Source organism: Paenibacillus sp. sgz302164 (genome assembly GCF_056120505.1).
Genome location: NZ_JBVYOL010000022.1, coordinates 78,355 through 103,503 on the forward strand (window position 1 = coordinate 78,355; position 25,149 = coordinate 103,503).

General features: G+C 45.0%; 29 protein-coding genes and 4 pseudogenes. 6 read left to right on the forward strand and 27 right to left on the reverse strand.

Going from position 1 to position 25,149, the window contains the following annotated elements; translation table 11 throughout:
* Positions 1-155: 155 nt before the first annotated feature.
* The 3 genes and pseudogenes from AC0LWT_RS29220 to AC0LWT_RS29230 all read right to left on the reverse strand — a co-directional run.
* Positions 156-419 (reverse strand): helix-turn-helix transcriptional regulator, encoded by a 264-nt coding sequence (locus AC0LWT_RS29220; protein WP_474684821.1) that lies wholly within the window; start codon positions 417-419, stop codon positions 156-158.
* A 244-nt stretch (positions 420-663) separates the two neighbouring features.
* On the reverse strand, positions 664-996 hold the full coding sequence (locus AC0LWT_RS29225; protein ID WP_474684822.1) for a branched-chain amino acid transporter permease: 333 nt from the start codon (positions 994-996) through the stop codon (positions 664-666).
* Positions 987-1,571, reverse strand: a pseudogene (locus tag AC0LWT_RS29230) (AzlC family ABC transporter permease); the annotation flags it as partial. The gene AC0LWT_RS29225 and the pseudogene AC0LWT_RS29230, both read right to left, overlap by 10 nt.
* Positions 1,572-1,607: 36 nt before the next feature.
* Here AC0LWT_RS29230 and AC0LWT_RS29235 point away from each other — a divergent pair.
* A complete protein-coding gene (locus AC0LWT_RS29235; RefSeq protein WP_474684823.1) occupies positions 1,608-3,002 on the forward strand; it encodes an aminotransferase-like domain-containing protein in 1,395 nt (464 codons plus the stop codon).
* 87 nt (positions 3,003-3,089) lie between these two features.
* Here AC0LWT_RS29235 and AC0LWT_RS29240 read toward each other — a convergent pair whose 3' ends face one another.
* From AC0LWT_RS29240 to AC0LWT_RS29260, 5 genes are all read right to left on the reverse strand, one after another.
* Entirely contained in the window at positions 3,090-3,746 is a 657-nt protein-coding gene (locus AC0LWT_RS29240; RefSeq protein WP_474684824.1) for an FMN-dependent NADH-azoreductase, read from the reverse strand.
* Positions 3,746-4,237, reverse strand: a complete 492-nt coding sequence (locus AC0LWT_RS29245; RefSeq protein WP_474684865.1) for an EVE domain-containing protein — start codon at positions 4,235-4,237, stop codon at positions 3,746-3,748. The genes AC0LWT_RS29240 and AC0LWT_RS29245 overlap by 1 nt, the downstream gene beginning before the upstream one ends.
* Before the next feature lie 107 nt (positions 4,238-4,344).
* Positions 4,345-5,289, reverse strand: a complete 945-nt coding sequence (locus tag AC0LWT_RS29250; protein WP_474684825.1) for a helix-turn-helix transcriptional regulator — start codon at positions 5,287-5,289, stop codon at positions 4,345-4,347.
* Between the two features lie 167 nt (positions 5,290-5,456).
* Positions 5,457-6,014 (reverse strand): TetR/AcrR family transcriptional regulator, encoded by a 558-nt coding sequence (locus AC0LWT_RS29255; protein ID WP_474684826.1) that lies wholly within the window; start codon positions 6,012-6,014, stop codon positions 5,457-5,459.
* Positions 6,015-6,080: 66 nt separating this feature from the next.
* Positions 6,081-7,235, reverse strand: coding sequence for a serine hydrolase domain-containing protein (locus AC0LWT_RS29260; RefSeq protein WP_474684827.1), 1,155 nt, complete (start codon positions 7,233-7,235; stop codon positions 6,081-6,083).
* 377 nt (positions 7,236-7,612) lie between these two features.
* Between AC0LWT_RS29260 and AC0LWT_RS29265 the strand changes: the two genes are divergently transcribed.
* The 3 genes from AC0LWT_RS29265 (at position 7,613) to paiA (ending at position 9,246) form a co-directional block, all read left to right on the forward strand.
* Positions 7,613-8,110, forward strand: a complete 498-nt coding sequence (locus AC0LWT_RS29265; RefSeq protein WP_474684828.1) for a DinB family protein — start codon at positions 7,613-7,615, stop codon at positions 8,108-8,110.
* Between the two features lie 140 nt (positions 8,111-8,250).
* Positions 8,251-8,703 (forward strand): MarR family winged helix-turn-helix transcriptional regulator, encoded by a 453-nt coding sequence (locus AC0LWT_RS29270; RefSeq protein ID WP_474684829.1) that lies wholly within the window; start codon positions 8,251-8,253, stop codon positions 8,701-8,703.
* Positions 8,704-8,727: 24 nt separating this feature from the next.
* Positions 8,728-9,246 (forward strand): spermidine/spermine N(1)-acetyltransferase, encoded by a 519-nt coding sequence (paiA, locus tag AC0LWT_RS29275; RefSeq protein WP_474684830.1) that lies wholly within the window; start codon positions 8,728-8,730, stop codon positions 9,244-9,246.
* A gap of 67 nt (positions 9,247-9,313) precedes the next feature.
* Here paiA and AC0LWT_RS29280 read toward each other — a convergent pair whose 3' ends face one another.
* The 14 genes and pseudogenes from AC0LWT_RS29280 to AC0LWT_RS29345 all read right to left on the reverse strand — a co-directional run bounded on the left by AC0LWT_RS29280 (position 9,314) and on the right by AC0LWT_RS29345 (position 17,490).
* On the reverse strand, positions 9,314-9,664 hold the full coding sequence (locus tag AC0LWT_RS29280; RefSeq protein ID WP_474684831.1) for a thioredoxin family protein: 351 nt from the start codon (positions 9,662-9,664) through the stop codon (positions 9,314-9,316).
* Positions 9,665-9,720: 56 nt separating this feature from the next.
* Positions 9,721-10,104, reverse strand: a complete 384-nt coding sequence (locus tag AC0LWT_RS29285) for a rhodanese-like domain-containing protein (RefSeq protein WP_474684866.1) — start codon at positions 10,102-10,104, stop codon at positions 9,721-9,723.
* A gap of 14 nt (positions 10,105-10,118) precedes the next feature.
* A complete protein-coding gene (gene trxB, locus AC0LWT_RS29290) occupies positions 10,119-11,045 on the reverse strand; it encodes a thioredoxin-disulfide reductase (protein ID WP_474684832.1) in 927 nt (308 codons plus the stop codon).
* A gap of 122 nt (positions 11,046-11,167) precedes the next feature.
* A complete protein-coding gene (locus AC0LWT_RS29295; RefSeq protein ID WP_474684833.1) occupies positions 11,168-12,286 on the reverse strand; it encodes a flavin monoamine oxidase family protein in 1,119 nt (372 codons plus the stop codon).
* 118 nt (positions 12,287-12,404) lie between these two features.
* Positions 12,405-12,542, reverse strand: a pseudogene (locus AC0LWT_RS29300) (N-acetyl-alpha-D-glucosaminyl L-malate synthase BshA); the annotation flags it as partial.
* A 26-nt stretch (positions 12,543-12,568) separates the two neighbouring features.
* The gene (locus AC0LWT_RS29305) at positions 12,569-13,531 is read right to left on the reverse strand and encodes a zinc-binding dehydrogenase (RefSeq protein ID WP_474684834.1); all 963 of its coding nucleotides are present in this window, start codon (positions 13,529-13,531) and stop codon (positions 12,569-12,571) included.
* A 207-nt stretch (positions 13,532-13,738) separates the two neighbouring features.
* A complete protein-coding gene (gene ytxJ, locus AC0LWT_RS29310; RefSeq protein WP_474684835.1) occupies positions 13,739-14,077 on the reverse strand; it encodes a bacillithiol system redox-active protein YtxJ in 339 nt (112 codons plus the stop codon).
* Positions 14,078-14,279: 202 nt separating this feature from the next.
* A complete protein-coding gene (locus AC0LWT_RS29315; protein WP_474684836.1) occupies positions 14,280-14,933 on the reverse strand; it encodes an ArsR/SmtB family transcription factor in 654 nt (217 codons plus the stop codon).
* A gap of 314 nt (positions 14,934-15,247) precedes the next feature.
* Complete coding sequence (locus AC0LWT_RS29320; protein ID WP_474684837.1) at positions 15,248-15,409, reverse strand: hypothetical protein; 162 nt, start codon at positions 15,407-15,409, stop codon at positions 15,248-15,250.
* Positions 15,406-15,846: an SRPBCC family protein gene (locus AC0LWT_RS29325; RefSeq protein ID WP_474684838.1), complete on the reverse strand. Its 441-nt coding sequence runs from the start codon at positions 15,844-15,846 to the stop codon at positions 15,406-15,408. The genes AC0LWT_RS29320 and AC0LWT_RS29325 overlap by 4 nt, the downstream gene beginning before the upstream one ends.
* A gap of 13 nt (positions 15,847-15,859) precedes the next feature.
* On the reverse strand, positions 15,860-16,348 hold the full coding sequence (locus tag AC0LWT_RS29330) for a MerR family transcriptional regulator (protein WP_474684839.1): 489 nt from the start codon (positions 16,346-16,348) through the stop codon (positions 15,860-15,862).
* Between the two features lie 199 nt (positions 16,349-16,547).
* A complete protein-coding gene (locus AC0LWT_RS29335) occupies positions 16,548-16,922 on the reverse strand; it encodes a VOC family protein (RefSeq protein WP_474684840.1) in 375 nt (124 codons plus the stop codon).
* A 94-nt stretch (positions 16,923-17,016) separates the two neighbouring features.
* A pseudogene (locus tag AC0LWT_RS29340) lies at positions 17,017-17,124 on the reverse strand (SRPBCC domain-containing protein); the annotation flags it as partial.
* A 27-nt stretch (positions 17,125-17,151) separates the two neighbouring features.
* The gene (locus tag AC0LWT_RS29345; protein ID WP_474684841.1) at positions 17,152-17,490 is read right to left on the reverse strand and encodes an ArsR/SmtB family transcription factor; all 339 of its coding nucleotides are present in this window, start codon (positions 17,488-17,490) and stop codon (positions 17,152-17,154) included.
* 298 nt (positions 17,491-17,788) lie between these two features.
* On the opposite strand from AC0LWT_RS29345, the pseudogene AC0LWT_RS29350 reads away from it, so the two are divergent.
* A pseudogene (locus AC0LWT_RS29350) lies at positions 17,789-17,884 on the forward strand (ArsR/SmtB family transcription factor); the annotation flags it as partial.
* Between the two features lie 234 nt (positions 17,885-18,118).
* Positions 18,119-18,538 carry a DoxX family protein gene (locus tag AC0LWT_RS29355; protein WP_474684842.1) on the forward strand — a complete coding sequence of 140 codons (420 nt, stop codon included), beginning with the start codon at positions 18,119-18,121 and terminating at the stop codon, positions 18,536-18,538.
* A 521-nt stretch (positions 18,539-19,059) separates the two neighbouring features.
* Here the strand turns inward: AC0LWT_RS29355 and AC0LWT_RS29360 are convergent.
* The 5 genes from AC0LWT_RS29360 to AC0LWT_RS29380 form a co-directional block, all read right to left on the reverse strand.
* Positions 19,060-20,040 carry a hypothetical protein gene (locus tag AC0LWT_RS29360; RefSeq protein WP_474684843.1) on the reverse strand — a complete coding sequence of 327 codons (981 nt, stop codon included), beginning with the start codon at positions 20,038-20,040 and terminating at the stop codon, positions 19,060-19,062.
* A gap of 137 nt (positions 20,041-20,177) precedes the next feature.
* Positions 20,178-20,876, reverse strand: a complete 699-nt coding sequence (locus AC0LWT_RS29365) for a TerC family protein (protein ID WP_474684844.1) — start codon at positions 20,874-20,876, stop codon at positions 20,178-20,180.
* Between the two features lie 368 nt (positions 20,877-21,244).
* Positions 21,245-22,063: a phosphosulfolactate synthase gene (locus AC0LWT_RS29370; protein ID WP_474684845.1), complete on the reverse strand. Its 819-nt coding sequence runs from the start codon at positions 22,061-22,063 to the stop codon at positions 21,245-21,247.
* 74 nt (positions 22,064-22,137) lie between these two features.
* Entirely contained in the window at positions 22,138-23,034 is an 897-nt protein-coding gene (gene rbsK / locus AC0LWT_RS29375) for a ribokinase (protein WP_474684846.1), read from the reverse strand.
* Positions 23,035-23,038: 4 nt separating this feature from the next.
* Positions 23,039-25,144 carry an ADP-ribosylglycohydrolase family protein gene (locus AC0LWT_RS29380; protein WP_474684847.1) on the reverse strand — a complete coding sequence of 702 codons (2,106 nt, stop codon included), beginning with the start codon at positions 25,142-25,144 and terminating at the stop codon, positions 23,039-23,041.
* Positions 25,145-25,149: the final 5 nt, after the last annotated feature.

Consider the following 25,149-nt stretch of genomic DNA (forward strand, 5'->3'; position numbering starts at 1 on the left):
AAATAGGAATTAAGCGCCTGGGCAACCAGGGAATCAATTCCTCTCTGTATCCGATCCTAACTTCGTCTATTTGAAAAGGACTATCTAAAGAATAACTGTTTCAAAGCCAATTCGGTATACTACACATGCAGTATTATCGAGCTGCGGCACTATCGCTAAAGGAAATTATTTATTATTTCCAGCAGTATACTGATCGTAATTGAAGCCTTGGAGTTTGCATTTAGCTTGTTATTGATATTTTGAATATGAGTGCGTACCGTACTTTCGCTGATATAAAGCATTTTGCTAATTTGTTTGTAGTTATAGTCGGAAATCCAGTAAAGCAAAATTTCTTTTTCTCTTTTCGACAGGTTCGGGAATATGGATCTCTCGACGAAAAAAGGTTGGATTGTTTTAAATATTTCTTCCTCGTCTTTCATAAAACACTCTCCTTCATAAATTCCCCCCTCCTATATGTAGACACGTTTCAAAAAAATAAAATCACTTATTTCAAACATATTATTCCAAATCATGAACAAAATGTGTACATTTTATGAATTCAATTGGCATGAGACGGCCTATTCCAGCCCCTTTTGCACAATTCCGTCTGATTTTTCGCATACAAAATAAAAAGCAGCTTGCCGCGGCAAACTGCTCCTTGTCTCTTTTAACTATAGCAGCCAGCTAAAATAAAAATTGAACCAAAATCATATAGAATAGAGTGCCGCTTGCAATGGATAAAAACATATTCTTTTTCCAAATATGGAGAAAAACAACGACAGCAATTGAAATCAATTCGGGCGCTCCATAATTGCCGGATAAAAATTTGACATCTTTAATGCTATAGACAACCAGCAGCCCCAAAGCTGCCGAGGGCAATACTTTGCCGAGATACTGCACATAGCTTGGAGTAGGCTTGCCTGAAGGAAAAATAATAAACGGAATAAATCTCGTCATCATCGTTCCCAAAACAACCATTCCAATCGTAATCATTTGCTCTAATAAAGTCATTGACATGTACGTTCACCTGGTTTCTTCTCCAGTTGCTTCCTCATCAAAGTAAGTACGAAGAGAATGATGATCATGGAAGGAATGACAAAGCTGCCGCTATTAAAAATAAAAAGGCATAAAAGCGATAATCCCAGACCCAATAACGCGCTGCGATGCGCTGTCTCTTTCATCCATTGTTCGATAAAGATGACAACAAATAGAGCCGTCATAACAAACTCAAGCCCTTCCATATTTACTTGCACTAGCGAACCAAACAGCCCGCCAATTGTAGCCCCAAGGACCCAATAGCTATGATTAAGCACGGTGACGAAGAACATATACCATCCTTTATTCACTTCTTGCGCTATATTTGCTGTGTAATTGATGGAGAACGTTTCATCGCATAAACCAAAAATCAGATAGAGCTTTTTCAGCCCGGTCCCCCTGTACTTTTCAAGCATGGATATCCCATAAAAAAGATGGCGCGCGTTTACCGCTAAAGTGAGGAACAGTGCACCTAACGGATGAAAGGCCCCAAGCAGCAGATTGACAGCAACGAATTCCATCGAACCGGCAAAAATAAGCAGGCTCATAATCAATAGTATAATTGTATGAATTACAATTTTGCGAGGTACAGTATGCCGATAAACTCCTTTACTGATTACCCAATGTCGTGGAAACCCGACAAAGGCGCATTGAACCGTCCGATCTATCTTTCGCTGGCCTTATTACTGGAACATGACATTACAAACGGATTTTTAGCTCCCGGTACAAAATTACCGCCGCAAAGGGAGTTGGCCGATTTTTTAGATGTAAATTTTACGACCATTACACGCGCTTACAAATTATGCGAACTTAAAGGCTTAATTTATGCTGTTACAGGGAGCGGTACATTTGTTTCGCCCAACGCGGCACGCTCCATCACAATTTCAAAAGGTAAAATTTCAAATGAATGTATTGATCTTGGTTTTGTCGAATCATTTGAGCAAACGAATACGACTGTCGCTGAAGCTGCAAAAAAAGTGATGGAGAAACGTTATTTGGAGCTGCTCTTTAATTACAATGATCCTACAGGAATTCCACATCAAAAAGTAGCGGCTCAAAATTGGATGAAAGCTTTTGGCATCCATGCGGACACAGAAAATATGGCCATCGTTTCTGGAGCACAGAATGCGCTGGCAATTACGTTGTTAGCTCTATTTGAACCGGGAAAACGGATCGCAGTCGATATTTATACCTATTCAAACTTTATTGAGATTTCGAAAATGTTTCGTATTAAGCTAGTTCCGGTTCCCGGTGACGAGCACGGAATGCTCCCTGACGAGCTTGAAAATCAATGCCTTCAACTGAATGTCCACGGCGTATTTTTGATGCCTTCTTGTTCTAATCCCACGACTGTAATGATTCCGGAAAACCGTAAAAAAGAATTAGCTGCCATTATTCGAAAGCATAATTTAATTTTAATTGAAGACGATATTCATGCCTTTTTGACAGCCGGTGTTATGGATGATTATGGTCAGCCTATGTTTCAACTTCTCCAAGAACAAACCGTTTATATTTGTAGTACCTCCAAGTCCATCTGTTCCGGCCTCCGAGTGGCATATATGGTGTTTAGCGATGCATACAAAGAGAAGATAATGAAGGCGATTTTTAACATTAATGTCAAGACCTCTTCGTTAGATGCCGAGATCATAACCGAACTTATTTTATCCGGAAAAGCAAATGCAATTGTCGCGAAAAAGAAGGAGCTGGCGCAGTGTGCTAACGATATATTTACAGAGTTTTTCCCTCAGTCTCTTCACACCGGCCATCCATTAAGCTTCTATAGGTGGCTTCCCTTATCGAACCATATTCGTGCAACACACACGGAGAGTTACTTTATGAACAAAGGAATTCAGGTTTTTCAATCCGATCGCTTTTTAAGTGGGGCCGGTACGCATGATCATTATTTGAGAATAGCGCTTTCGTCTACAAATTCTTTGGAGAAATTGAAAAAAGGCTTGGAGATCTTGAAAGAAAGTCTCGGGATTTAAATGCTGACAGCGGCTTAGAATAAAAAAAGCTGCATATCCCCAGAAACCCGGGATTGCAGCTATTTTTGTGGTGCTTCTTGCAACGTATTAGAAGCTCTTCGCAGCTTCCCGGGCTTTCACGATAGCCTCTTCCTTGATGACTCCGGCTCGATCCGGCATTTCTGCCATTCCCTCGACAAAAATGCTTTGAGTATCAGTGACTCCGACGAACTGCAAGATTGTTCGCAAGTAACTATGTCCAAACTCCATGAATGTGGCAGGGCCTTCCGAGTAGACTCCGCCGCTGGCCTGGATGTGAATCGCCTTCTTGCCGGTTATAAGTCCGACAGGGCCGGTCTCGGTGTAACGGTATGTCTTTCCGGGAATAACAAAACAATTGATATAATGGTTCAGCACATACGGGATCGTAAGGTTCCACATCGGCGAGACGAAGACGTATTTATCCGCTGCGATGAATTGATCACAGAGTTCATCAAGCCGGGCGAGCTTTGTTCGTTCAGCATCAGACAGCAACTGATCGAACGGGGTGCCGGAGCCGGACTTTCTCCATTCAAATAATTTCGCTTTTGCATTTAGGATATCGGCGTCCAAGGGCGGGATGTCCATTTGAAATAAGTCGAGATGGATGACTTCGTCCTCGGGGTGCGCTTCGCGATAAGTATCGATAAACTCCTTACCGACAGCCAGGCTGTACGAAGCATGTTGATCGAGCGGGTGAGCAGTAATATACAATACGGTTTTCATTATGGTTTCCCTCCAAGTAATAAGTTCGTTGATTCTTCCGAAGTTGTTTCTTCCCAGCCGGCCCCCAGCATCTCATTCGCTATGGTCATGAAATCTTCCCGATTAATTTCGAATTGCCCGAAGCGAAATGAGTATCCCCAGTTGCGTCTCCCTCTGGTGAACGTCAGCTTGTCCAACAAACCGGCGATTTTAACAGTGCGGCAAGGCAAATAACCCATATTCCGACGATATGGAATAAAGTCGTCGCTCATTTTAAATTGATATACGATATCGTCAGCGACCCGGCCAATAGCCGTAAATGCCTGCAGGAATTCTCCTCCCTTCATATCCGTTCGCGGGGAGTAGTAGATGAGCCAATCCCCCGACCGCATTCTTCCGAGCGAACCAGCCTTCCCGTTGCAAGTCTGCGCGATCCCTTCTTCTACCCCATAGTTGACATGCGATGCAGAGACTATACCGATCCAATAACGACTCCGCTTGGAACAAGTCATGTCGCTCTCATCAAACACAAAATCAGTTGCTCTATCGATCAATTTCTTGCAACCTCCTTTCGTTTTGATATATCCAAGCATACAACAACGCTACTGACAACATCATGTCAGTAGCGTTTTGTCATTTTTTCAATTTCTTCTCTCACTCGATTTTTGAACGATTCCGGCTCAATAACTACGACACCTGCCCCCCATCCGAGTATCCAATGCAGCAGTTCCTCGGGGTGACGTACGCGATAATTCACATAGTATCCATCCGCATGAAGTTCGCCATCCTCCATATAGTAGTTGTCCGTGTTCTGCACTTTATCCGCGATGCTTGCATCAAAGAGCACACGAATCTTGACGTTGCGGTCATCCGTTTGCCGATAATCGTGCAAATTAAAGCTGCTTGGGAGCTGAAACCTTTCATCCGTGATGACAGGATCTTTTATCCGCGAGACTCGGAAATGACGTAGGTCCTGGCGCAAGTCACAATGAGCTATTAACATCCAAGACCCGTCAACGAGTATCAAACCATAAGGTGCAACTGTTCGAGCAGTTTCACGGCTCCCATCGGTATCAGTCAATCTTTTATGGTATCCGAAATGGATTTTTTTTCCATCTAATATGGCGGAGCGGATCGTTTCAATGTTTAATTTCTCACGCCCCACATTCCGTTCCTTCGTATTGAGAAGGCGGATACCGCTGCGGACCCGTTCAGTTTCCTCCTTGATTGGCCCAGGCAAAATCGCTTCAATTTTCCTCCGCGAAGACCGAGCATTTCTGATGTAATGATGATCAAAGCGCTGTTCGATAAAATCAGCGCCGATCAACAAGGTGACTGCTTCATCCAAAGTAAAACTGACAGGCGGTAGAAAGTAGCCCTCGATTAAGGAATAGCCTATTCCGGGTGACCCTACGATAGGTACGCCGGCCTCACAAAGCGCCTGAATATCACGATAGATCGTTCTAACACTGGTCTCAAATGTTTCAGCCAAATCCTCCGCTCTCCGCACATTGCTCCGCTGCAGTTCCAACACAATCGCTAACAAACGTTCTGTTTTTTTCAAGCGCTGCTCCCCCTCTCCCCTTTGCTCTTATCCGCCTTCGTTTATTTTAATCTAACTATACAAACACGCTAATGACAACTGTATGTCAGTAGCATTTCTTCTTTTTCAATTTTTATTAAAATAATAGAATGTTCGTTCATTATGAGGCAAAATAAAATGGGACGCGCTTAAGATTTAATCGCATCCCAACTCATTTGAACCAAGTCCTTCATATTTTTCTCAGTAAATTCAAACTCTCCCTTGAAATGCTGCTTCGCCAATGCTGCTATCGGATGTTGAAGATGTACGTACAACAGCTTGTTATCGCAGTCTTTGAGCAGCTGCTGTTCCCTGCCTTTCTCAACTAATTTATCGTACGGCTGGAACATCTGACTGGTATCTTCAAGGTTCAAATTCTCAACAAGCGGTGAATTGCTAAACTGCTCGAGGAATAGAAAATCTTCTGTACGATCAGTAATAAACTTAATATAATTCCGAATCACTAGTTCGAATCCAGCTTTGACAGGCATAGATTCATCTATTCCCGCAAACATACACGAGCTCATTCTTTGTTTAACATTCAAATACAGCTTAGCGAGCATGTCCTCCTTGTTTTCGAAATAAACATAAATAGTCGACGGGGATACGTTGGCTCGCTTCGCGATCTTTGACATGGATATATCGGAAAAGCCAATCTCATTCAGAAGTTGTATCGTTGCTTGAAATATCGCTTCGCTCTTATTCATATCTTTATGTCTCATAAATTTATGATAAACGTTTATTCGATTAAAAGTCAACAATGTTTAGTAACTCTACTCCAGAGCCCCGTAAACAACGGCCCGCATCCGGTTAACAATGTAGGGTTCGAGGCTCGGCAGCATCTGTTGCATGTACACGACGGACAACTCCTCTGCCGGATCGATCAATAACCACGAACCAGCCAAACCGGCCCAGCCGTATTCGCCGATCGAGCCGTTGCTGCCGCCGGCTGCCCGATCGATCATGACACGGACCCCTAAACCATAGCCGTAACCGCTCATATGCGACCAATTGAAATCTGTAAGCTGCCGCGGACTTAAATGATTGGTCCCCATCAATCGAACCGTATTCGGGCTAACAATCCGAATCCCGTCCAGTTCGCCCCCTCTTGCCAACGCTTGCGCAAACCTGCTATAGTCGCCGATCGTTGACAACAGCCCGCTTCCACCGCTTTCATGGCGGCAGCCTGGCTGATAAGGAGTGTCCATGCGGGTATTTGGAGTCAGCGTCCCATCTTCGGAACGATCGTACATCACACATAAGCGTTCCCGCTTCTCTTCCTGTATCCGGAATGAGGTGTCTGCCATTCCCAGCGGCTCGAAAATTTCCTTCTGCAGAAACTCTCCGAACGTTTGACCGGACAGCACTTCAATCAATGCAGCCAAGACATCGTGGCTTGTACCGTATTTCCAGCTCGTGCCGGGATCGAAAGCCAATGGAATGGCCGCCAGTGCTTTGGACAGCGCCCGGGGGTCCAAAGTCGCTACATTGTTCTCAAAGATTTTTCGGGTCTGCCTTTCAGTTTCCGTACCGTCGCCGCCATAAGTAAGCCCGGACGACATAGTGAACAAATCCTTGACCCGTATCGGGGCCGCTGCGGGAGAGACGGACACAGTACCGAGTTCATTATACCGGTACACTTGTGGATTTTTGAATTCTGGCAGATATTCATCCAGCGGATCGTTCAGCAAGTACAGTCCCTTCTCATATAGCATAAGAGCAGCGACACAAGTAACCACTTTGGTCATCGAATAGATCCGGTAAATTGTATCCGGCTGTATCCTTATGTTCTTCTCCAAATCAGCATATCCGAACCTCTCCTGATATAAAACTTCCCCGCGTCGTACGATGGTGCAGGCACACCCGGCCGGTCCGCCTTTCTCCATGAAGCTCTTAAGCAGCGGAGTCAATCGCTGTAATTGGCTCATTTCCCTAGCACCTCCCGAAAATACTTATAATGGCTGATTCTCAACAACCCAAAGGTCAATGATTTAATTATTCGAGGAATACTATGGATATCCTCCTAAACTCTTCAAAGGCTTTTCCCCCTATTTACTTTTTCTATACCTGGAAAAAAGATATGATATCCGAAACAAAACGTCTGTTTGTAAAAACGTTCCTATGGCCCCGCCCGCCGAAATGAAAAGACCCGATAGGACAGCCGGCACCAATGAAGATGAATTCAGAAAATAAACGGATACACGGGACGAACGAATGTAACATGCATTTCGGTTCGACCGAGACAAGCCTTTCCACTCGACCGGGTTTATAGTATGCTAGTCATATAAGGGAGGAGAGGGAATCTATGGTGAAACAACTAATCATCGGAGATGCTATGCATGAGCTGGCCATTACGCGCCGCATTCTGGAACGCTTGCCCGAGGAGCATATGACGTGGAAGCCGCACGTGAAATCGATGACGTTAGGCGGGCTGACTACGCACCTGATCAACCTGCTGAACTGGCAAGTCGCGATTTTTCAGTACCCGGAATTCGATCTTTCGACCGTGCCGCTTCGGCGGGAACCTTTGGAAAGACGCGAAGACGTGCTGGAGGAATTCGACGCGAACGTCGTCAAGCTTGAAAAGCTGTTAGCCGAGTGCGACGAGAAAACGCTCGGCGAGGAATGGACCTTGCGGAACGGCGATCATATCATCCTGCGCCAACCGCGGGCGATCGCGCTTCGCACCTTCGGATTAAGCCACATGGTCCACCACCGGGCGCAGCTCGGGGTTTATTTGCGGCTTCTCGATATTCCGGTGCCGGGCCTCTACGGTCCCTCGGCCGACGAGGCAGCCAACTGAACTAAGACACACCGAAAAGTCGCAGGGCATCGGCATGACGCCGGTACTCTGCGACTATTTTTTTGTTGTAAATACAACAAAAATGATGTACTATTTTCTTACGTCATTTGAAAAATACAATTGTAGTGGAGTTGCAAATTATGAAGGAAATTCTACGTGAGGTTGGAATGATTGCCAGGTCATTGGATTCTATAAGTAATATTGAATTTAAACAATATGACCTTACAAAAGGACAGTACTTGTACCTCGTGCGAATATGTGAAAATCCGGGAATTATTCAAGAAAAGGTAGCCGAAATGATAAAGGTAGATCGAACGACAGCCGCTCGTGCTATAAAGAAACTTGAGATTACTGGATTTATTGAAAAGAATGATGATCCCTATAACCAAAAGATAAAAAAACTGTTTCCTACGGAGAAAGGGAAGGCTGTTTACCCTGCAATAAAAAGGGAAAACGATTATTCCAATACGGTCGCACTATCCGGATTCTCCGAAAGCGAAGTAGAAACCATTTTTAACCTGCTGCAAAGAGTCAGAAAAAATGTAGAAAAAGACTGGGAGTTTGTAAAAAAGGGAAACAAGAGAAATTATTGATTTTTTAAAAGGAGGCCAAATAAAATGACTGTAACTATAAAAAAGTGCACGTTTAAAGATCTGGGCTTACTTCAAGAAATTAGTGTAGAAACATTTGATGAGACATTCAAGAATCAAAATTCACCAGAAAATATGAAAGCCTACTTGGAAAGAGCATTTAACTTAAACCAATTAGAAAAAGAATTATCAAATATTTCTTCGGAATTCTATTTTATTTATTCTAATGAGGAAATTGCCGGGTATTTAAAGATAAACGCCAATGATGCTCAATCCGAAATAATGGGCAATGATTCGCTTGAAATCGAGAGGATTTATATAAGGGGAAAATTCCATAAACAGGGGCTTGGGAAATATCTAATAAATAAAGCTATAGAAGTAGCGATAGAACGGAATAAAGAGAAGATCTGGCTAGGGGTTTGGGAAAAAAATGAGAGCGCGATTGCCTTTTATAAAAAAATGGAGTTTGTTCAAACAGGAGCCCACTCTTTCTATATGGGTGATGAAGAACAAATAGATTTTATAATGACCAAAACACTCATTTAGCGGGTACGAGTAAAAAAACAGCAGCAGCCAAAGTTTTAATTCCAAGGTTGCTGCTGTTGCTTGAAAATTACTTCACTTTATCATCTTGAGTAACTATTTCATAAATTTGTTCAATTTGTTCATTTAAATGGTCAAAGCGAACAAACCGATCCGCTCTTGCATATTCTTTTTGTTCGATCATCAAAAGCATTGCAGGGACTGCAAAAATCAAAAATCTTGCCGCTACCTCCTCGACCTGATTGGCGTTAATATGGCCCAGGTGTATCTGCGGATAATGCTCGAGCAGCTCCCTTAGCTTAGGCAAAATGGCGTGACACACATTACACTCCGGCCTGGATACGTATAGGAAACTCAACTTATGCTGCTCCAGAAACGCTTCTACCATATCCAGCGAAGTTAATTCATGAAGCTCTTTCATGTTGTCACCCCCATGTTCGTCCACCCCCGAATTGGAGTTTCAACCAAGCGCGTATATTAATCTTCAAGTTGAAACAACTTAAGCTGATTCAAAACCGGCCCATGCACCGTATATAATTTGCGGAACCCTTTTCGTTGAAGAAGCCGGGCGGCCTTCTTGCTTTCGAAACAACCATCAGCCAAGACCATAACCTCATCCTCAAGGGATAATTCTTTTTGCCATACAAAGGGCAGCCGGCCTAATGAAATATTGATTGAGTTCGGAATATGCGCCTTATCGAAATCCGTAACATCCCTTACATCAAGCAGCTTAATTGAGGAGGGTAATTTGTTTAAGCTATCCCTTAGATTCGTTTTTAGACACGACAGGTAATGAACCGGCCCAACTTGACGAATAATCCATATGAGAACAACCGCAAGCAGGATATATAGAGTGACCATAATATTCACTGCTCTTAGTATCCGTGGGATTCAACGAATTTTTCGCTGTCGATGGCTGCCATAGCGCCGCTGCCGGCCGCAGTGATGGCTTGACGATAGCGGCTATCCTGTACGTCCCCACAAGCGAATACGCCGGGTATATTGGTCTCCGTCGTACCTGGAGCAGTGATAATGTAGCCATTCGCATCCGTTGTAATCTGCCCATCCAGAAAGCCGGTATTCGGATGATGCCCAATAGCCACAAACACCCCGTTGGCATGAATCACTTCTTCTTCACCCGTTGCGTTATTTCGGACTTTCAATCCGGTTACCCCACGGTCGCCGGCGATGACTTCAACTGGCGTCTTGTTAAGTGCCCATTCGATTTTTTCGTTGGCATGCGCACGGTCTTGCATGATCTTAGAAGCTCTCAGTTCGTCACGCCGATGTACCAAAATGACTTTAGAAGCGAAGCGTGTCAAGAAGTTCGCTTCTTCCAGCGCGGTGTCACCACCACCGACAACAATCAATTCTTTGTTCCGAAAAAAGAACCCGTCACATGTGGCACATGTGCTGACACCACGACCGACATTCTCTTGTTCATTTGGAATTCCAAGGTACTTGGCACTCGCACCGGTAGAAATAATGAGTGTTTCGGTTACAATCTCACCTTTTCCTTCCACTTGCAATTTAAACGGACGTTCGGACAGATCCGCTTTATTTACCCAACCTGTATAAAATTCGGCCCCAAATCGTTCGGCCTGTTTTCGCATGTTGTCCATCAATTCAGGACCCAGAATCCCCTCCGAAAATCCGGGGTAATTTTCAATTTCCGTCGTTGTGGTTAATTGCCCGCCAGGTTCTGGCCCTTCAATGACAAGTGGGTTCATATTGGCACGAGCCAGGTAAATGGCTGCTGTCAATCCTGCAGGGCCTGTTCCTACGATAACCGATCTATACATGTTTCATTCCTCCATTCGTTGTAGAAATCATCTCTTATTCAATTGATTAATTGAATTATAGTATCAAACATCCCTTTCGTCAAGCGTAAACTTTCCACCTTGAATTCGTTGGATCGAGCATGTCATCGATTCGTTTTGTACAGCTCAATGAGTTCAGATACCGCTCGCTCGGCTGATTGAAGCGCGCCTTCAAGGTGTCCGCCCTGTTCATAAGCAGTTTCTGTGCCTGCAAAAATGATCTTCTTTCCCCAATTCTGCGTGCCTACAGGCGGACCATAGCTTGGGTAGTCGCGAAGTGGTTCGGCGTCTTCATCAACCGCCGTCTCCGGGTCAATGGACCAATCCTTATAAAGAAGGGCACTCATGTTTTCAGCGGACGGCCCGAAGAGCCGGGTCAACTGTTCCACGACGAGTTTGAGGACTTTTTCCTCCCCTAGCTCTTGCCGCGACTTCGCCGGCATCCCAAAGAAACCAAAAAGTGCACCTGCGCCTGTATCAGGCGATGCATCATGGATTTCCTGCAAAGGTCCTACCCAACTGGATACGAGACCAGAAAGCCCTTTTTCGCGCCAAAATGGACGATCGTAAATCGCAACTGCTTTAGCCTGTGCTGCCATCCACGTGGGTTTGTTGACTAAGCTAGCCATTAGTTCGGGAGAGAGCCCAGGCCAAAAGGTGATGGTTCGTGCTACGATCCGGGGCGGTAAGGTGATAATGACTGCACTTGCACGGATACTGTCCCTCTTGTCATCTGCTTCAAGTGTGATGGTTCCGTTTCCTTCCTGACGGATCGAAGTCACTCGCGTGTTAAGCTGGATCGTCCCTGGAGGAAGTGTGGCTGCTACGGCGTCGATGAGGGACTGAACACCTCCAATGAACCGAACCGATCTTTCAACAGCTCCTTCCGGCAACACATATTGTTGTGCGGGTTTATTTCGAGATCGCTCAGAAAGCATGAATCCTTCATTGTACTGCTCAAATGTCCCTAAACCGAGTTCTTTAACGAGCTTGGTAATCGTTCGCTCATACTGTGGCCAGAACCATGTCGGGCCTAGATCGAACCTGCCGAGGTCAGGCCTGTCTGCAACCTCTTTGCTTAAGACTCTTCCACCGATACGTCCTCGTGCTTCTAGCACGCTGCACTTGATGCCTCGTGCTGTGAGCAATGATGCCGTACGTAGGCCGCTTAAACCTGCGCCGATAATGATCACCGGGTCATTCACATTCATTTCCAATTCCATTCCTGCACCCCTTCATCGATTCGATAGGCAGTAAATCCCTTATTCTGCATATGTTCCACGGCCTCCGTTGTATTCACACAAAAGGGTCCTCTACAATAAGCTGCAAGTTCTACATGCTGTGGCAGATAATTTTCACACCCGGACGTGCGAAATCATTACGCAGTGATGCGCTATTGCGCGGATAGTAGACTCGTTTGTCCACGAAGTTGTACATCAGGTCGACAGCACCCCATATATCCAGTAGCTCTCGCGTTTCTAAAGTCACATTCCCTTCGTTTAGAATCATTCAGAAATGCTCAGCACGGCTCGAAATCGTGTCTTTGCCGACATCATTTTATCATACGCTTCGCTAGCGCGTTCCAAGGGGAAGACTTCAATCATAGGCCGTACATCAGTCAGCACACTGAAGCGAACCGCCGCTTCAACTTCTTTAGCCTGTCCGGTAAACGAACCCCGCACTGTATTAGGACCTTTTAAAAAGTCCATGGCAGACAATTCCAAAGGTTCCCCAGAACCCGCTACAATAATGAGTTCGCCATCTGTACCAAGCCCATTGATTAAGGAAGAAATAACTTTAGCATTTGGCGCAGTAGCGAGAATGACTTTGGCTCCGCCTAAGGCTTTTAGCGCTTGGGCCGGATCTTCTTTTTCGGAATCAATGTAAAAATGCGCTCCAAGCTCTCGTGCCAACTTCTCTTTATCCCCGCCACGAGAGATGGCAACGGTTTGAAAGCCTGCTTTCTTTGCGTACTGTACCGCAAGGTGCCCGAGTCCTCCAATACCGGAAATGGCTACAAGATCACCTGGTCGAGCCTTGCTGTTTCGCAGTGCGCTAAACGTAGTTTCGCCTGCACACATCAGCGGAGCTGCTTCTTTGGAGGATACTTCATTTGGAATGCTAGTCAGCCCATCTTCAAAAGCAACCATGTATTCCGCGTAGCCGCCGTCCATGGTTAGACCCGTCACATGGTTGTGGCCCCCATGCCATCCAATGCCTACCCGCTGCCCAATTTTCCATTTCGTCGAACCTGCCCCAAGCTCCTCCACGATACCGACTACTTCATGACCCGGAATCCGCGGATACTCAGGGGCATTCCCTCCAATGGCCACCGAGTCCCCGTTACATACCCCGCATGCTTCTACACGAAGAAGCACTTGCCCTTCTCCAGGTTGAGGCACCGGGATTTCGACCAGCTTCATTTTTTCGCCCTTGGACGGAATTTGTATAGCTTTCATCATTTTCATTGTATCTTACCTCCTACAGTTCGGTTGTGGAACGATTTTAGTATATGACAAAATAAAAATGTATTCAATTATATAATTATATAGTTGAATAATGTAGTTGTTAGTCTAATGCTGTCCACAAACACCATGTCAGCAGAGACAAACACCTGGCGACACCAATCGTATAAGCATGTGGCGCTTTCATAGTGTTTGACATATCATTGTGCTTTAATCCAATACCGCCGTAATATGCTCAGTTGTGATCGACCAGTGTGAAGCAGACCAGTATTTCGCTTTGTCCTTTATGAAGATGATTTGGGGGGATTCATGCTTCACGCTTAAATCTTCCGCAATTTTATTGGACACCGGACGCGACTCGATTACCTTAACAAGCGTGTAATCCAAATTACCGTTTGGTGTCTTCTTCAAATACTCTTCATACTCCTTAAGCGCATTGGCGCTAACGGGGCATGTTGTACTATGCTTCAAAATGATTTGACCGCGCTCGGCTGACTTCTCTAAGATGTTCTCCCAATCTTCTAATGTTGTAACTTCTCTCCATTCCATTTCAATTACCTCTTTTCAAATTAATTCAATTGAATAATTGAATTATAATAATAATTCTTTTTTTTCGTCAAGATCCAACCTCTGCCTGCGAATAGATCCGTCGCTTTCTCTAAGACGGTTTCTGCTATTAGTCCTGATTGTAGTTTTTGAGCATACAAAAACGCAGCATCTTGGCTGCGTTTTTTGATTAAGAAGAACCGCCTTAACTGGTCCGCCATTCCTGGATGCCTTCTTCGATGCGATAGGCTTTGAAACCTTTTTTCTGCATCTGTTCAACGGCTTGCGTGGTGAACACGCAGTATGGTCCACGACAGTAAGCTGCAATTTCGGTATCCTGCGGCAAATCTTGAAGATAGTCATCAAGTTCTTCCATTGGAACAGATAACGCTCCATCAATATGCTCCGTCTCGTACTCGTCTTTAGGCCGAATATCCAATACAAGAATCGTGCCCGTTTTCATCCGATCCAATACTTCCTTCTTGGATATGGTACGAACATTTTTGTAGTGTTGCAACATATCTTGCTTGATACGCGGTACATCAGAAAGCTGATGTTCAGAGACTTTCCATAAGGATTTCAAAAACTCTGCGACCACCGGATTTGCTAATGAGTAAATGACGTAGGTTCCCTTTTTTGTGAATCTCACCAGATTAGCATCCAATAATATTTGAAGATGACGCGACACGTTGGCAACACTCATCCCAGTCTGAAGGGCTATAGTTTCTACAGCTTTAGGACCGTTTGACAGCAAACTCAACACTTCAAGTCTTCTCTCACTGGACAAGCATTTCCCGATTCTGGCGTACTGTAAAAATAATTGTTCTTTATATAATTCGGCCAATTGAGCGTCTTCCATAAAACCCACCGTCCTTCCTTATTCAACTGAATATTTGAATTATAAGATGCTATGTATTAAAATTCAAGTATTCCCGATAGGTATTCCCTAAATCATACAACGGGAGGAGTAAACTCAGCGAAAAAGAGTATTAATGGCACCGACATATATTTCCCGGATCCTGCCGCTGGTATCCAGCAAGTACGTTGTGGAGTAGGCGCGCTGCATAAATCCAAAAAGTTTCCTCCCCAATCGCGAATACCAGAAGGTGATACACTTAAGAATTTCCTTGCAAAAAACCGGTAATGCAATAATTCGCACTACCGGTTTCTCTGTCACTGGCTGTTAACCAGATTCATAATCTTATTTTTCAATGCATGCTTTTCGTTCACGGACACGTCAATCGAGACGAGCAAGGCGGGCAACGGCAGCACGGCAAGTCCGATCCATTCCTTCAGTCCGGCCTTACTATTCGATTCGATCGCAGCATTGTTCATTGGCCGTCTAGCGCCTGACCAAGACGATCCAACAACTCCTTCGTTCCGTGCTCGCGCTGTTCAGGTGTATCGAGACCGTCCAGGAATACGCCCTGTTCGGTATAGATCAATCGTGTGCCGCCGTCCGTGAACTCAAATTCTACCGTCGTCACGGAGACGGACATTCGCCTGTCTTCCATGTCGAGAGTGTACGAGTAGACAATGCGTCTGTCCGGAACGATCTCCTGATAGCAGGCGTCGAATGTGTAAACCGGGCCCCCGGGCGGACCTCCGCGGTTGAATTCGCGTCCTCCGACGCGGAAGTCGAACTCGTTAGCCGGCGGAAACCACGATTCTTTGGCGGCCTGGCCGGCCCATGCGGCGAATACTCGGGATGGGGAATGTTTGTAGTTCTTTTCGATAACGAAAGTGGAATGCTTGGCAGATCGCTCGTTCATAGTCATATCCTCCTTATCCGGGTTCTTCCGGATGTTTGTCTAAATATTCGCTAAGCCGGTCGAGGTGATGATTCATGTTCGACTTCCTCTCGGCGAAAAACTTCTCATGATTTATTCGCATCGTCCGCATGATGGCAGTGAAATGATCGATGGTAAACGGTTCGTTCCGCTGTATCCGGCTCGATACGTTCTCAAGCTCGTGCAAGAGCTTCTGCTGCGAGCGGATATTTTCTTTCAGGCGGTCCATTTGAAGAGTGACAATGTCTAAAAAACTAAGTTGATCTCCGGTCATAGCGGCTTTAATCTGCTCCAGTGACAACCCCATCTCTTTCAAGGACAAGATTTGCTGCAGGCGCGAAATGTCCTTTTCGGTGTAGAGCCTGTATCCGGATTGCGAATAGCCGGATGGTGAAAACAAGCCGATCTGATCGTAAAAACGCAAAGTTCGAATCGTTACTCCCGCCATTTTCGCAAGTTCTCCGACTTTCCAATGTCGCTGCATGATCATCCCCTTTCCTGGTTGCTAGCTTATCACCGGTATCTTCACTATAAACCATTACGTAACGTAATGGTCAAGAACCGCCATGAAACTTATTCCAGCGGTAAATTTCCATTCTTAAAACACCCATTTTGCCTGATACGGCAATGAAAAAAGCAGCTGATCGTTTTGATTAGCTGCTGTCGTAACTTATTCAACTATTTTATTTCTTTTCCGATACAGCAAAGTAATTTTCTTCATTATCTGCGAAGTTAAAAACTCTGCCGGAGGGAAGTTCCACAATTTGTCCAATGTTGATATTTTTGTTTTTCAGATCGCTATACAACTCATCAAAATTGTCTGTGAAATACATGATAGATGGCGTTCCAAGATTCATTTCAGGGTTCATTTTGGCAACGAACTCTTTACTATGAAGAACAATGCTCGTTGCTGCACCCTTAGGGGCGACTTCGATCCATCTCATCGGACCATTGGTTACTTCCGCGATGACCTCGAAACCAAGTTTTTCTGTCCAAAAATCTCTGGATGCGTCTTGGTTATTCACATACAACATAACTTGGCCAATTTTGTTAATCATAATTTAAACACTCCTCTTATGGAATAATTTACGGGTCAAGCCCACATTTTCTTTCTAACTAAACTTTATTTAAGCGACTCTAACAGCTCGCCCAAGCTTCCTTAAACATCCGGAATACGAGATCGCGCGGCGCATCGAATACGAGCTCCAACACCAGGACGCGATCGTTCTCTACGCTCGAGACCATTTCATTTTTTGACATGGTACTGCTCCTCCTAATCAAATGATGTTATGGTTTTTCCTTATTCTGCAGTTCATGCAAGTAATTGTCCAAGTTATCAAATCGATCTTCCATAATAGGCTGGAAGGACTGCAGCCAAAAATCCATCGCTTGGAAGGGCTCAGACCGGAGCTTGTAGATCCGGCGGTTCGCATCGATTCGTACTTCCACAATCCCGCTATCGCTAAGCACTTTTAAATGCTTCGACGCTTGTGGTTGGTGAAGCCCCAGCCGATCGGTGATTTCGCCAACGGTCAGAGGACCGTCGCGCAGCAATTGAACGATATTCATACGATTCGGTTCAGCTAAAGCACTCAGTGTCGTGATGTCCATTGCGGACTTATTCATGACATGCTGCTCACCTCTGTAGTTAACAGTTTCTTGTTTAATCTTCTCCGTTATTCAGGGTAACTTTCATCCTGCAATTCAAATATAACCAACAAGGAATATACCTGTCAAGGAATATTCAAAATGAACTCCTCTTAAAAATTTAAAGGTGACATTGTATCCGGCTCATGATTCAGCGCCAAGCGTTTCATCGAGGAGCCGTAATACAACCTGCTTCTTGGGTGAGCAATGAAGGGAGCAAAAATTATTACTCAAATATTCCTTGACAGACATATTCCTTTAAGAGTATATTCGACACATGAATACGACATGGAGTGCTCTGGCTGAGCCAAATCGGCTGCGTATTGTTGAACTGCTGCGTCAAGGCTCCTTTTCTGCAGGGGAAGTAGCCGAGCTGGGTTGAGTCCTATCGCCCCCTCTGGGAGGAGAGATTCGACCGATTGGAAGCTTATCGCGGGATTACAAAGAAAGGAAGTGAACGATGCCGTTAAGCAGTAATCCTGCCAAGTGTTTAGTCCAAGAGGAACTGTAAAAAGTGGTTAAGGAGTACGGCGCAATCGAGGAGGCCGAATCGACGCTTGACCGTCTCTGAGAAATGATTGATGTAAACTAAGGAGGCTGAAATTCAATGAAAAAAATTATGATTCCCTACTGGATTTTTACCGGGCTGGTAGTGGTATTTATGGGTATGGGCGCGATTGCCGATACTATATCTTCAACTGATGCGGTTGAACTCTTCAAGCATTTAGGTTACCCTGCTTATCTCCTTCCATTTCTCGGAATTGCCAAATTATTAGGGGTCGTAGCGCTTCTTGTCCCAGGCTTTCCACGAATCAAGGAATGGGCGTATGCCGGATTGGTTTTCGATTTGACGGGCGCTATGTATTCAACCATCGCTGTGGACGGCCTTTCAAGCGGATTGGGTTTCATTATCGGCTATATTATAATCGCAGGCTCCTACGTTTATTATCATAAAAGACAGAAATCGGGCTTGTTGAATCAAATGAATCAAATGAAACAAGTGAAGCAAGCAGACAGCGTGGTTTAAATAATATTCTCAAAATTTCAAATTGATCATACGTACCAATTATAACCAACGATCCGCTGAAGAACATCGCTTAATGTAGATGCCATCCCCATCTACCTTTCATAAAGAAAAAAGTCCCGATGAAGGTATTTATCATCGAGACTTTTTTGAGTTTCTTTACTACTTTCCGAGTTTTTTATAACGGGACAATTTTCATGTCAGGTGATATAAAAGTCGTGAACTAATTTTGTTGATTTTACTGGGTTTGCCACGGCATGTGATAAAAGCAAAAAAAAGAAAGTCGTGAACCACCAGGAATTACCTTGTAAAGAAAGTTGTGAACCAAGTGATAGTCAAAACTAAGTAACACCAATGATTTATTGGAGAAGAACAGTAAGTTTCCACTAGTATATTTTCCTTTTTTCTAATGATGAATTAGTTATCGTTTTTTGAAAACCAACTTATCCTTCATAGTACAATTAAGGATTAGTCATCGTTTCCAAGCAGAACGGATACTTACTTTTCAAAGTCTTGGAAAATTACTACTCAACTTCGTTTGAGTCACTAAATATATCATACATAACAGTTCTATTTGGATCATTATATAGCTTATACTCAATAAAATCCCATGGATTATTTATTTTATTGTACTTTGTATATAAAACAATTTGCGGAAAATTGTTAAGTTCCATATCAAGCTCTACAACGAGAATATTATAATCTAAGTCAAAGTATGTCTTGTACCCTGTATGTGTATCTGAAGGGAATTTATCAATGAAATTAGTATTATACTCCGGCTTGAAATAGTTTATTATCGCAGCTTCTGTGATATTAACAATCTGCCTGTATGTATGTTGGGCTTTCAAGACCTGCTCCATATGCGCCAAGTCTTCTTCATCACTCTTTTGATAGGTGTCCGTTATGCCGTCCATTGAAAGATGATGTTGGTCAGTCATTTCCATTAAAAGTGCAAATAAAGTTTTATCCCTATTATTTACAAAGTAGTCAGTTAGTATTTTTTGTAATGTAGAGTGATTTTTTAACCTTTCTTGAGCAGTCTTTTCTCCATTCTTCCCAAAAGCTTGACCAACATATAGAACTTCCAATTCATAAATAATATTGTTTTGATAGCAGTACTGCTGATAGAACCATTCAGCACGAAAAGGAATCTCATTCTTACCGTTAATTGTAATATTAATTTGTTCTTCATTATCTGAGATTTCAAATTCAATCTCTTCTGTGTCACGGCCAAGATAGAAATTCTTAATTACTATCTGTTCCCTTTTTCCATTTTTGAACATATATAATTCAAAGTTTAGGGTATCTCCGAGTTTTTCTATGCTTCCTTGCTTTATGTAAACTCTAGGTTTAGTTAAGATAGCATAAATGTTATATTGCTTACCATCATTCACCTTATCGATATGTTCAATGGGAATAAATTTTTTAACAATCGATGAATGGGGTAGTAATAGAATTACGTAATATACCTCGCTTAATCTTCTTTCGTTTCTTATTCCAAGCACTTTATGGAGCTGTTCTAAGAGTCCACCTACCTTCTTGGGTCCTTTAATGTCACTACTACCGTTACTCTTCCATTAGATGATGCCTTAATCAGACTCCTTTAGCACTCCGGGACACTACTCACTCATGACCAATATATTTATATTGAATTATGCAGACTGTTCAATGTTCTCTTTTGTGATTTCTTTTTTTTTGCTTGAAGCTTTCCGACAACTATCACAATTACCGCTAATACTGCTGGCAAAAAATAATGCATTTGAGGGAACATGGATACAAACCATTGGTTGATTCCCTTGTCGTCAACGATCATCTCTCCCGCCGTATAACCTAACAATCCTGTGCCAAGGACTACAATAATCGAGAAGCGCTGCATGAAGTGCATTAGCAATTGGCTGCCCCATATGATTAAAGGAACGCTGATAGCAAGTCCCAATCCAATTAGCAAGAAACTCCCTCCGGCTGCTCCCGCCACTGCCAGAACGTTATCCAGACTCATAATCAAATCTGCAAAAATAATGGTTTTAATTGCTTTCCATAAATGGTCGCTTGAATGTAATTCATCTTCGTTTTCGTCGTTTTTTAGAAGCTTTATGGCTATATAAACAAGCAACATCCCGCCAGCGATTTGTAAAAACGGGATTTGCAATACCCAAACAGCAGCAACGGTTAATAAGATTCTAATAGCAATTGCACCGAAGCTCCCCCAAAAGATAGCCCTTTTTTGTTGATCTGCTCTAAGATTGCGGCACGCCAAAGAAATGACAAGGACGTTATCTCCACTTAATACAATATTTATGAGTATGATTTTTACTAAGCCTATCAATAGAATGCTCTCCACAACAGTTGCTCCTTCTTACTAGTGATTATGAAATAGTCAAACTGAAAACTTGATAAATATCAGAATAGAACACCTTCCCCAGTTAAAGAAGCTCGGAAATAAAATAGAGTAGGAGGGGGCGGCAAAGCCCGACCTCTCTCCTTTGAAAACTTGCAAGTCCCTTGAATTCAGTTCCCCAGTAATAATGTAGAAATAGAAAGTTAAGCCGGGCCATTTATGTTTTTTGACCCAGCCTATTTTATATCCACGCTTGCTTAATGACTACGCATAACCTAAGTATATTTTTGTCAAGGGATCTCCCTTGACGGAACCGGGCTTAGGCTATACCCTGCCGACTTCATTCAGATTCGACCTCGCGGTCACCGCATTTACCTCGCCGATGTTGTTTGACGGATGCGTTCCACATAGAGGGCCTGGCTAGGCATAATGTTAGCCACGTTGATGTCCGGTCCAAAAGTGCTGACATATCTATTCAAATCGTCATGCCACCTCATCGGCCCCTCCTTGGGCGATGTGACCTCAAAAATGAGCTTATCAAGACCAAACTCATCGATGACTTTGCCTATTTCCGTCGTCGCTCTGTTCCCTTGTAACTCAAGCTCCTCGTGATCTATCAGAAGTGCGAACGCGCCATGCTCGAAGAACGGCATTGCATTACGAATAATTTCTTCCCCCGTGGATGGTACATCATCACTTGTGCTGTTCCAATTCTTTTCCGGATGATGTTCATAGATGATCTTCATCTCATTGTCCAAAGCGAGCTGTCGCCACTTTTTCCACTGTTCATGCGAGATATCTCCAAAGGTGTTCATGAATTCAATGGCTCGAAATCCCAGCGACCGCCCTATTTCGATCGCTTGCTCAACAACGCCATGTTTATAGGCATAAAGGAAGTAAGTATGGTCTAGATAGGGCTCAACCCCGTTCTTTTGGTATGTCTCGATCTTACGTCGAAGCCAGTCCACAGGGGATTCAAGAACCTGTTTTGTAGCAATCTTGACAAAATCCAGCCGCTCACCTGCTACTTCAAGGAAGTCAGCTAACTCGACCAAACCCATTCGCTCGTTATATTGCGGTGCCTCGTCAAAACCCACGTCCTTTAGCCAGATCTGACGCATCGAGCGAGGTTTGGGCACAAGCTTGGGAAGTTGAAAAACTTCGGTTATTGTAGCATTCGTTAATGTCATTTCGCATCACCCTTAGTGTCCGTTTAGTCATAATGCTCCCTAAAATTATACAGAACCCTCCCTTCGCAGCACTTTCAACTTATAATCTCCTCAAGCTTGGGAATTGCTCCTGCCGCTCCTAAACGAGTCACAGCGATAGCCGCAGCCTTCTGTGCCAGATTTACCGCTTCATCCATGCTTTTACCTGCTGTGATCATCGCAGCCAGCGTACCCGAGAAAGTATCACCGGCTGCGGTTGTATCAATTGCCACTACCTTCAGGGCATCTTTGTAAACATTTTCAGTCCCGTTAAAGTATACGATTCCCTTTTCTCCGAGTGTAATAAGAGGGAACCGAACTCCTTTGTCACATAAGATTTTCAAAGCCTCGAATGCATCTTTGATGCTTCGAATATCGATATTCGTGTATAATCGACACTCAATTTCATTTGGTATGAAATAATCCACTCCACATAAAATCTCGTCATCTATCGGGACAGCAGGAGCCGGATTCAGGAAGATCGGCACCTTGCCTTTCAGCATACGAACCGCTTCATATACCGTCTCCATCGGAATCTCCAGCTGAAGCATGACGGCGGCAGCGTAGAGCAGTTCCTGCTTGTAGCCGTGGATGTAATCCGGGGTGACGCGATGGTTAGCACCGCCGTCCAGGATAATGCTGTTGTTGCCGTTCAACACCGTAATAGCAGCGACGCCTGTAGTGACGTTCGGCTCACGCATCAGGTAGTCGGTGTGAACGCCATAGCCCGAGAGGCCATCGAGCAAAGACTGGCCGAAGAGGTCATCGCCGACTTTGCCCATGAACCAGGTGTCGGCGCCCATTTTGGCGCAGGCGACGGCTTGATTGGCTCCCTTGCCGCCGGGGGAGAGGAAGAAGCCCTCTCCCTGCATCGTCTCCCCAATTTCGGGGATGCGGCTCGTGCGCATCACCATATCCATATTGGCGCTACCCAGGACAATAATATTCCCCATTGGCCTATATCTCCGTCACTCTGATATCGCTATAATAAGCTCTCGCAACACCTAGCGTACTTACCCCATACATGCCATATCCCCATGTATCGTCCGTATGCGTCAGCACTTGCTCGCCGTTAATGCTGAGCGTAATCGTATTCCCTTGCGCTGTTACCTTCAAATCATACTCCTGATTGAGCTGCCAAGCATAGCTGGCTGACACGAGCTTCTTGTATCCGAAGTCGTTGATATAGATCGCGACTTGGTCCTTCCCGTCGAAGCCTGCGTGGTAACCGCGCATAGTGCCCTGGGCACGGATGGCTACGAGATGCGAGTCGCCGATCTGCGGGTTGATCTTCACCGACACGGAGTAATCCCGTGCGAAGTAGCTGCCTGTATACGCCTCGCTAGGCTCGGCGGTCATCAGGTACATCGTACCGTCTACAAGGCTCCAAGCACCGTGGTTGTGGGCAAATGGTGTCACGCAGCCGAAGTCCATCGATTGCTTGCTGAAATCGATGCTGTAATTTGCTTTGCCATAAATCCAGAATTCGTCGATGAAGATGCGCCCTAGACTTTTCGGTTTGATTTTCGAATAAGCCTCAAGCACGATGCCGACTTCGTCGATTAGCTCGCCTTCGGAATCCGGGATTTCGAACTCGACATGAATCCATTCTTGATTAACGAGCTTGATGTAGCCTTGAACGAGCTCCTTCTTGCTCTTGGCCAAGCGGACGTAAGGGGCGATGCCCATCGTTTCGTTGCCGCTCCATTGATCGAGGTAGATATTCATCGACACTTTCTGGCCGGAATATGCACGCGGCGCAAAGGTCGGCGAGTAGCGCTCGTCGCTGAAATCGTCGCGGGTATAGAACGGCTTATAGAACACTTTGGATTTCTCCCCGCGGACCATGCGATCGAAAACCACTTCGAGGGAGCCGGTTCCCTTGAACGCTCTTTCCGTAGAATGACGCGCTTGGCAGAAGAACGGATCGGACACGCGGATGTTATGGGTCGAGCCCGGCAGATCGAAGTCGAAGTAGACTTCGTTCTCCTTGAAGCTGTCCAGAAGCTCCTGCGGGCAAGGTTCTTTCGCCAGACGGTAGCCGAGAATCGTCAACTCCTTGGCATAGCTCGGAATGTCCAGAATGTTGAGATATCCGGAAATACCCGACATGACGATAGAGTCGTTGATCGGCTCGCGGTATTTGTCCGCGATGCCTTCCAGTCCGACGGCTACGCCGAGCACGGTGCCAACGTTGCCTGCGTTGCAGTCGGTATCCCAGCCGCACATGGTTGCAATCTCGACGGTGCGGTTGAAATCGCCTTGGCCGTAGATCATCGCGAGGACGCAGACGCCTGCGTTCGGGATGATGTGGCAGACGCCTTTGTATTTATCGTAGCCCCAGTCTCTTTCCAGCATATCCCGGCAGGCGCGGAAGTCGCCCGGATGCTCGGCGTGGAACGCCATCACTGCTCTAGCTACCTGCGCGTAGAGTGACTCCGCAGGAATTTGTGCGAGCCCTGCTTCAATAATCTCGTTAATATCCGAGGTCAGGAACGCTTGGGCAATCGCCGCGCAGAAGAATCTCGCGCCCAGCACGCCTTCGCCATCATGAGATACATGGGCTGCGGCTTCGCCGAAGTCAGCGGCTTTCTTAGGGTTGCCAGGGTTCACAAGCCCCCACGTGTCGATAAAAATTTGTCCGCCGATCTGTTCGGCGATGATGAGTCCATTCTGTTCGATAGAACCGGCTTGCGGAGCCGGGATACCGTTCTTCAAGTTAATGAAGGCGGTATGCTCGGTGCTGACGCCATAGCCGCCCCACCAGAACATGCCGACGCCTTCACGGGCATAGTTCAGCCAAGCGCGAGCGACATCGTTCGGGGTCACATCCCGATCTACGGCATCGTCATAGAGTGCACGAAGGAAGTAATAGGGGCCGTTCGCATCGTCGTCGGCCGCGAAGTTTTTAAATTCCTTGACGTAATCGGTAATTTCACCGTAAGTATTTTGAATACGTTCATAAGTCCAGATGGTCGGCTCGACCGGGGCACCCAATCGGATGCCGATATTCATACCGAGGTAGCCAGAGTATACTTTTTCCAAATAATTAGTAGGAATCATAATAA

Bases quoted from the DNA above. Each gene is read 5' to 3' on its own strand.
- AC0LWT_RS29260 (WP_474684827.1), bottom strand. From the start codon at position 7,235: ATGAGCCAATTACAGCGATTGACTCCGCTGCTTAAGAGCTTCATGGAG.
- AC0LWT_RS29235 (WP_474684823.1), top strand. From the start codon at position 1,608: ATGCCGATAAACTCCTTTACTGATTACCCAATGTCGTGGAAACCCGAC.
- AC0LWT_RS29255 (WP_474684826.1), bottom strand. From the start codon at position 6,014: ATGAATAAGAGCGAAGCGATATTTCAAGCAACGATACAACTTCTGAAT.
- ytxJ (WP_474684835.1), bottom strand. From the start codon at position 14,077: ATGGAATGGAGAGAAGTTACAACATTAGAAGATTGGGAGAACATCTTA.
- AC0LWT_RS29330 (WP_474684839.1), bottom strand. From the start codon at position 16,348: ATGCAGCGACATTGGAAAGTCGGAGAACTTGCGAAAATGGCGGGAGTA.
- rbsK (WP_474684846.1), bottom strand. From the start codon at position 23,034: ATGGGGAATATTATTGTCCTGGGTAGCGCCAATATGGATATGGTGATG.
- trxB (WP_474684832.1), bottom strand. From the start codon at position 11,045: ATGTATAGATCGGTTATCGTAGGAACAGGCCCTGCAGGATTGACAGCA.
- AC0LWT_RS29325 (WP_474684838.1), bottom strand. From the start codon at position 15,846: ATGAACGAGCGATCTGCCAAGCATTCCACTTTCGTTATCGAAAAGAAC.
- AC0LWT_RS29370 (WP_474684845.1), bottom strand. From the start codon at position 22,063: ATGACATTAACGAATGCTACAATAACCGAAGTTTTTCAACTTCCCAAG.
- AC0LWT_RS29225 (WP_474684822.1), bottom strand. From the start codon at position 996: ATGTCAATGACTTTATTAGAGCAAATGATTACGATTGGAATGGTTGTT.
- AC0LWT_RS29270 (WP_474684829.1), top strand. From the start codon at position 8,251: ATGAAGGAAATTCTACGTGAGGTTGGAATGATTGCCAGGTCATTGGAT.
- AC0LWT_RS29265 (WP_474684828.1), top strand. From the start codon at position 7,613: ATGGTGAAACAACTAATCATCGGAGATGCTATGCATGAGCTGGCCATT.
- paiA (WP_474684830.1), top strand. From the start codon at position 8,728: ATGACTGTAACTATAAAAAAGTGCACGTTTAAAGATCTGGGCTTACTT.
- AC0LWT_RS29240 (WP_474684824.1), bottom strand. From the start codon at position 3,746: ATGAAAACCGTATTGTATATTACTGCTCACCCGCTCGATCAACATGCT.
- AC0LWT_RS29220 (WP_474684821.1), bottom strand. From the start codon at position 419: ATGAAAGACGAGGAAGAAATATTTAAAACAATCCAACCTTTTTTCGTC.
- AC0LWT_RS29315 (WP_474684836.1), bottom strand. From the start codon at position 14,933: ATGGAAGACGCTCAATTGGCCGAATTATATAAAGAACAATTATTTTTA.
- AC0LWT_RS29295 (WP_474684833.1), bottom strand. From the start codon at position 12,286: ATGGAATTGGAAATGAATGTGAATGACCCGGTGATCATTATCGGCGCA.
- AC0LWT_RS29355 (WP_474684842.1), top strand. From the start codon at position 18,119: ATGAAAAAAATTATGATTCCCTACTGGATTTTTACCGGGCTGGTAGTG.
- AC0LWT_RS29305 (WP_474684834.1), bottom strand. From the start codon at position 13,531: ATGAAAATGATGAAAGCTATACAAATTCCGTCCAAGGGCGAAAAAATG.
- AC0LWT_RS29320 (WP_474684837.1), bottom strand. From the start codon at position 15,409: ATGAACAATGCTGCGATCGAATCGAATAGTAAGGCCGGACTGAAGGAA.
- AC0LWT_RS29280 (WP_474684831.1), bottom strand. From the start codon at position 9,664: ATGAAAGAGCTTCATGAATTAACTTCGCTGGATATGGTAGAAGCGTTT.
- AC0LWT_RS29380 (WP_474684847.1), bottom strand. From the start codon at position 25,144: ATGATTCCTACTAATTATTTGGAAAAAGTATACTCTGGCTACCTCGGT.
- AC0LWT_RS29245 (WP_474684865.1), bottom strand. From the start codon at position 4,237: ATGACTTGTTCCAAGCGGAGTCGTTATTGGATCGGTATAGTCTCTGCA.
- AC0LWT_RS29285 (WP_474684866.1), bottom strand. From the start codon at position 10,104: ATGGTCACTCTATATATCCTGCTTGCGGTTGTTCTCATATGGATTATT.
- AC0LWT_RS29335 (WP_474684840.1), bottom strand. From the start codon at position 16,922: ATGATTAACAAAATTGGCCAAGTTATGTTGTATGTGAATAACCAAGAC.
- AC0LWT_RS29345 (WP_474684841.1), bottom strand. From the start codon at position 17,490: ATGAATAAGTCCGCAATGGACATCACGACACTGAGTGCTTTAGCTGAA.